Annotated in this window: 4 protein-coding genes; 2 read left to right on the top strand and 2 right to left on the bottom strand. The window is 46.0% G+C overall.

Going from position 1 to position 6,818, the window contains the following annotated elements:
• Position 1: 1 nt before the first annotated feature.
• Positions 2–1,825 carry a membrane protein insertase YidC gene (yidC, locus tag AC4E7D_RS08250; RefSeq protein ID WP_490173330.1) on the top strand — a complete coding sequence of 608 codons (1,824 nt, stop codon included), beginning with the start codon at positions 2–4 and terminating at the stop codon, positions 1,823–1,825.
• A gap of 238 nt (positions 1,826–2,063) precedes the next feature.
• Here the strand turns inward: yidC and AC4E7D_RS08245 are convergent, their stop codons facing one another.
• Both AC4E7D_RS08245 and AC4E7D_RS08240 read right to left on the bottom strand, forming a co-directional pair.
• The gene (locus AC4E7D_RS08245; RefSeq protein ID WP_490173329.1) at positions 2,064–4,592 is read right to left on the bottom strand and encodes a fasciclin domain-containing protein; all 2,529 of its coding nucleotides are present in this window, start codon (positions 4,590–4,592) and stop codon (positions 2,064–2,066) included.
• Positions 4,593–4,907: 315 nt separating this feature from the next.
• Positions 4,908–6,308: a fasciclin domain-containing protein gene (locus tag AC4E7D_RS08240; protein ID WP_490173328.1), complete on the bottom strand. Its 1,401-nt coding sequence runs from the start codon at positions 6,306–6,308 to the stop codon at positions 4,908–4,910.
• Positions 6,309–6,561: 253 nt separating this feature from the next.
• On the opposite strand from AC4E7D_RS08240, the gene AC4E7D_RS08235 reads away from it, so the two are divergent.
• Positions 6,562–6,818: 7-cyano-7-deazaguanine synthase (locus tag AC4E7D_RS08235; protein WP_490173327.1), on the top strand; the 257-nt coding region annotated here is incomplete at its 3' end.

The following is a 6,818-nucleotide window of genomic DNA, read 5'->3' as shown; positions in this document are numbered from 1 at the left end:
TATCGGTTTTGTACTGATTTTTGTCATCTTAATAGGCTGGTTTTATCTGAATCAGCCCACCCCAGAAGAGCTTGAAGCACAGAAGGCCCAACAAGAGCAGGTCACGGAACCGCAGGCTGAAGAGACTCAGGAAACAACAACCACGGTACTGGAGCAACCCCAGGTTGACCTGCAGGATTCTACAGCTCTGGCCAACTACCAGAAAACCATTGGAGATTTCAGCTATACCGCTCCCAGGGAAGGTGTAACCGTCCTGGAGAATGAGGTGCTTTATCTGGAAATAAATAATAAAGGTGGGCAGATTACCGAGGCCCGCATGAAAACATTTGTTACCTACGATTCGGTACCTGTGTATCTGGTGAAAGAGGGTAATGCCGATTTCGGCCTCAGCTTCAGCACAACAGACAACCGGATCTTGCAAACCAACACCCTGTTCTTTGAGCCCCAGCTTTCGCAAAACGGGGAGAACCAGGTGTTGTCTATGAAGGCAAAGGTATCGGAGAACCAGTTCCTGGAATACAGGTATGAGATGAAGCCCAATGATTATCTGGTGGATTTTACGGTCCGGTCACAGGGACTCAATGGTATCATCAACAGTACGCAACCGGTAAACCTGAAATGGCAGTTGCGGGGCATCCGGCACAGCAAGAGCGTACAGTACGAAAACCGGTATACCCGGTTAACCTATAACCACGAAGACGGAAAGATCAGCAAGCTTTCGGAAGGCAGTGACGATGAGGAAACGGAGGAGCAGGTAAAATGGCTTTCTTACCGACAGCATTTCTTCAGTTCCATTCTCGCGACGGAACTCCCTTTTCAATCCGCTTCTTTAGTTTCACGCAACCTCGTGGAGGAGGAAAGCAAGGAGACACTGTTTACAAAGGAATACACTTCTGAAACCACCCTTCCGCTGACAGGGGGCGAATTGGCCCAAAACATGTACTGGTACTACGGCCCTACAGATGTAGAAGTGCTGAAACACTATAAAGATCTGGGGTTGGCAGATTCCATCCCTTTTGGATGGGGGATTTTCGGCTGGATCAACAGGCAGGTATTTACGCCGTTTTATGGGTTCCTGTCTTCCTTCCTGCCCTTTGGTATCGCCATTGTTGTAATGACGATCCTCGTGCGTCTGCTGATGTCTCCGGTTACCTATAAGTCTTATCTGTCCCAGGCAAAAATGAAGGTGTTAAAACCTGAGATCACAGAGCTGAATGAAAAGTACAAGGACAATGCCATGAAGCGGCAGCAGGAAACCATGAAATTATATAACAAGGCCGGGGTGAGCCCCATGAGTGGTTGTGTGCCTGCACTGCTGCAGTTGCCGATTTTCTATGCCCTCTTTATGTTTTTCCCGACCTCGTTTGCCCTCAGGCAAAAGTCCTTTTTATGGGCAGAAGACCTCTCGTCTTATGACACCATCCTGGAACTGCCTTTTACCATACCTTTCTACGGGGACCATGTGAGTTTATTTCCGATCCTGGCTTCTGTGGCCATTTTCTTCTATATGATGATGACTACCGGTCAGAACATGCAAACCCAGCCAGGGATGCCCAATATGAAGGTAATCATGTACATTTCGCCCCTGCTTATGTTGTTCTTCTTTAATAACTACGCGAGCGGACTGAGTTTGTACTACTTTGTATCTAACCTGATTACGATCTTCATTATGCTCGCCATAAAGAACTTGATTTTGGACGAGGATAAAATTCACGCCCAGATAGAAGAAAAGAAGAAGCAACCCAAGAAGGAAAACCGATTCCAGCGTAAAATGCGCGAGATGATGGAACAGGCCGAAGAACAAAAGAAAACCGGGAAACGATAAAATTATCTTTCAATAAAAAAAGCCCCTCGAATGTAGGGCTTTTTAGCAGTAAGCAGGTTTAGCTGGTAAGTTTCTTCATTTCAAATATGCATCTTATGCATGTCCTGATAAAACTTTAGTTGTCAATTTTCCATTTTTGTATGCTAAAGGAATTTATTCTGATGTGACCTACCCACAAAAAAAATCCCGCTGCCTAAACAGCGGGATTTTTTTATGTTATAGTTGGGTTTACAACAACTTAATGATCAGCAGTCAGTGCGTCAATCACTTCCTGTGGAAGGAGCACTTTATCTACGATATGGACAATCCCATTACTTGCTGTATTATCCGGGGCTGTTACATTGGCATCGATACCTGATTTATCCCTGATCTGCACACCGTGGTTCAGGATGGCAAACAATGACTCTCCCTGTACAGTCACCAGTTCCTGGTGGTCTGATAAATCAGTTGAAGCCACCGCGGCACCTGCCACTACGTGATAGGTGAGTACTTTGGCCAGTAGGGCTTTTTCTTCTGAGGTGTCAAAATCATCCAGACTGTGGAAATCATCCCCCAGTGCATTCAGGAGATCTGCAAAGGCAGCATTCGTAGGCGCAAAGACCGTGAAAGGTCCGTCACCGCTCAAGACCTCTACCAGGCCTGCATCTGCGGCAATCAAGGCGTCTACGAGCAGGCTCAGGTTGTCAACAGATTGGGCCAGCTCCACAATATTGGGTGTAGGAGGGTTCAGGATGTCCAGTACTTCCTGTGGGAGCAATACTTTGTTGATCACGTGAACAACACCATTGCTCGCTTCCACGTCGGGAAGCACAACCGTAGCGTTAGTATCCGTTGCATCCAGAATATGGACCGTATTGTTCTTAATATTGATCCCTACCTCTTCACCTTGTAAAGTAGGAATGGCCTGGCCGTCACTGAGATCGGTAGAGAAAGCAGCTACACCGGCAACCACGTGATAGGTCAATACCTTTACCAGCAAATCCTTTTCTGCCTCTGTATCAAAATCTGACAGGCTGTGATATTCATCGCCAAGGGCGTTCAGGAGATCGTGGAAAGCCTGATTGGTAGGAGCGAATACTGTGAAAGGGCCTTCTCCGCTCAGGGCTTCTACAAGGCCTGCATCTGCCTGTTGCAGGGCAGTAACCAGCAAACTCAGGTCATCAGTTTCCACTGCGATCTCAACTATGGTTTTAAGGGAAAGGGCAGCAATAGCGTCCAATGCAGACTGAGGCAACAGTACTTTGTTAATTACATGGACCACCCCATTGCTGGCTTCCAGGTCTGGGATCACCACCGTTGCGTTGGTTTCCGTAGCATCAACCACATGTACCGTATTATTCTTGAGGTTTATGGTAAGGGATTCTCCCTGAAGTGTGGGGATCACCTGCCCATCGGTCAAATCGGTGGAAAAGGCTGCAGTGCCAGACACCACATGGTAGGTGAGGATATCCACTAAAATTGCAATTTCCTCCTCAGTATCAAAATCAGAAAGCGAATGGTAATCGTCCCCAAGCAATTCCAACACAGCAGCAAAAGCCTCATTTGTCGGGGCAAAAACGGTGAAGGGTCCTTCTCCACTCAATACGTCTACCAATCCTGCATTTGCTTGTTGCAGCGCTTCTACCAGAAGGCTGAGGTCATCTGATTCCACGGCCAGCTCTACTATGGTTTTCAGGTTCATTGCTGCCACAAAATCTATGGCCGACTGAGGCAGTAACACTTTATCGATGGTATGGGCAACACCATTAGAGGCCAGGAAATCAGTTCCCGTGATGTTGGCATTAGTGCCGGATGCGTCACCAATCACGAAAGTATCATCGGCAGCGATAATTTCCAGTGAGTTATCAGCCAAAGCGGTACCTACCGTACCAGCTTCAAGGTCCTCTGCCAGGACCTGTGCCGGGATAACGTGATACAAGAGAATATCAGTTAGCAGCATAAGTTCTGCTTCGGTATCGAAATCGTCCAAACTGTTGTAATCCTCCCCGAGGGCTTCCAATAAAGCAACAAATGCATCATCTGTTGGGGCAAACACAGTAAAGGGACCATCGCCATTAAGTGTTTCAACCAAACCGGCTTTAATTACGGCAGCTTCCAGGACCGAGAGACTTTCGGTCTCGACTACCAAATCCACCAATGTGCCCATTTCTTCATCATCATCATCATCGTCATCATCATCGTCGTTTAAGGCGTCTATGATCACCTGGGGGAGCAAAACCTTGTCCACTACATGTACGATACCATTACTGGCCTCCACATCAGGGATAATGACCTGGGCTGCTGTTTCCGTAGCATCCTCAATAAAAACACCTCCTTCAAGGTCAACTGTGAGTTTTTCACCGAGAACCGTTTCAAGTTCCTGCCCATTGGTCAGGTCTGCGGCCCGAGCGGCTACACCCGCCACAACATGATACTTGAGAATGATTTCGAGTACTTCCAGATCCTCCTCATCATCAAAATCGTCCAGTTCATCATAATCTTCAAGCTGATCGAGTAAAGCCGCGAAAGCATCGTTTGTAGGGGCAAAAACAGTAAAGGGTCCTTCCCCACTCAGGGTGCCGATAAGGTCAGAATCTTCCTGTGTGTCTGCTGCAGTAAGGGCAGCTACCAGATTAGATAAAGCATCTGTGGTCTGGGCGGTTTCAACAATGTTTTTTGCTGTTTCGTTCTGTTCCGCCGTGGCTTCTTCTTCCTGATCGCAGGCCACTACCAATACGCTGGCCAGCAATAGAAAAAATAAATTTTTCCAATGGAGTAGTTTTTTCATTTTCATAGGGTGTTTAATTGTTTAATTATTAGTGTCCGATCTTTATATTCTTACGAATTATAAGCTTGATAAGGGATTAAGAATTTGTTTATCAAAAAGCCATTGACTCTCCTATTTTGTTATCAAATGTGTTTTTAAAACCCCTTTCTACTGAATGATACAAATATTAAAAGTGGTTGCTTTTGTTTCACGATAATTATAAAAAGTTTAACAAAATAACTATCATACATAGGAATCTTCTCACACATATTGAAATGAAAATGGCCGCACGGAGGCGGCCATTTGTCAGTATGTATTGAGTCTTAACCCTAGGTATTAATTGTTGGTGTCCGGGAGCAGTACAGTGTCTACTACGTGGATCACTCCGTTTCCTGCCTGGACATCTACAGCGATGATTCCAATCCCTGTATTTCCTGATCCATCAGTGATATCCGCAATGTTCACACCGTTGTCAGTTCCTGGAAGGGTGATGGTAATATTGTCTCCCTCCAGAGTGGCGGCTACGGTATCCCCGGGATTATTGAGATCACCTGATCTTACGTTTCCTGAAACCACGTGGTGGTTCAATACGGCAGTTAGCGTATTCTCGTCAATATCGGTTACTTCGCTGACGTTCAGAGCGGTTAGCAGGTTGTCAAAAGCTGTGTTTGTTGGGGCGAACACAGTAAAAGGTCCTGCTCCGCTCAGCACAGATACAAAATCCGTACCAGGTGTACCTTCTGTGAGGGCTGTTACCAGTGGGGCAAAAGTTGGATCTGCTACCGCAAAAGTAACAACTGTTGGGATGTCGATTACGGCATCTACTGCGTGTATGATACCGTTGGTTGCTACGATGTCTGCTGCTGCAACAGAACTCACACCATTAAGTGTTACGCCACTGTCTGTGTTGACATAAATACTGAGGGCATCTCCGTCAGCATTCGTTGCAGCTGTATTCAGGTAAGCGTTGGTTAATCCTGTTGAAACGGCCGCAGTACCGGCAATTACGTGATTCGACAAGATATCGTTAAGCTCGTTTCCATTGGGATTTGTGAACGCATTGAAAGCTGCGTTTACTGGAGCAAACACAGTAAAATCCGTGTTCTCGTCAGAAAGGAGGTCTGTAAAAGTTGTATTGCCCCCGCTGGTTAAAGCTCCTACCAGTTCCGTTAAATCGGTGTTGGCTACTGCATGGTCTACAATATTAGGAAGGCCAATAACACCGTCTACGATGTGTACCACTCCGTTAGAACCTACTATATCCGGAGTTACGACATTAGAGACACCATTGATGCTTACTCCGCTGCTGGTGTTGATGTACAGGCTCAGGTTATTTCCTCCAGCTCCTGCTGTGGATAGGGAAGAGACATAACCAGTGCTAAGACCTGATGAGAAGTTTTGTCCTGATACTACATGGTTGAGCAGTACCTGAGTTAATACTTCCACGGGCACGTCTGATAAGCTGTTGAAGTTGTTTGCTGTTAAAAAGGCTTCGAAAGCAGCATTGGTAGGGGCAAAAACTGTGAAAGGTCCATCTCCCTGCAGGGTGGTAACCAGGTCGGCAGCGGTTAGCGCGTCAACCAGAATGGTAAGGTCATCGGTAGACAGGGCAAGATCCACAATTGTAGGATCAGTGTTGTCAATAGGATCCGAGTCATCATCATTACTACATGCCCAAAGTACGGACAAGGCAAACACCATTGCAAGTGTTCTAAATAAGGCTTTTGTTGATTTCATAGCAGAATTAGATTTTAATTAATGTTGAACAAATTTATGCAAGAGATTAAACAAAAAAAGATATTTATGCATTTATTAACACTATGATCGATAAACGGAAAAATGGCAACAGAACGTTCCATATTGCTTTTCAGGCAATTCTTTTGCCGGGTTTTTGCCAGGGACCTGACCTGTGAAGACAGGTGAATCGATCCCCCTGGCAACTCGTTTTCATCACTGCCGAATTTTGTATTTTTGCAGCGCAATAAGAGTTATGAAGAAAGTAGTGGTTGGTCTTTCGGGTGGAGTGGATTCCAGTGTTGCTGCGTACTTGCTTAAGCAGCAGGGATACGAGGTTATTGGCCTGTTTATGAAGAACTGGCACGATGATTCTGTGACCATATCCCAGGAATGTCCCTGGCTCGAGGATAGCAATGATGCGCTTATTGTGGCCGAAAAACTGGGTATCCCGTTCCAGACCATTGACCTTAGTGCAGAATACAAGGAACGTATCGTAGATTACATGTTCCG

It is taken from the genome of Lentiprolixibacter sp., assembly GCF_982873095.1.
The sequence above is the reverse complement of the archived record's forward strand: the minus strand, read 5'-3'. Positions and strand labels throughout refer to the sequence as shown.

Excerpts from the sequence above, each read along its gene's own strand:
- AC4E7D_RS08240 (WP_490173328.1), bottom strand. The coding sequence starts at position 6,308 with ATGAAATCAACAAAAGCCTTATTTAGAACACTTGCAATGGTGTTTGCC.
- AC4E7D_RS08245 (WP_490173329.1), bottom strand. The coding sequence starts at position 4,592 with ATGAAAAAACTACTCCATTGGAAAAATTTATTTTTTCTATTGCTGGCC.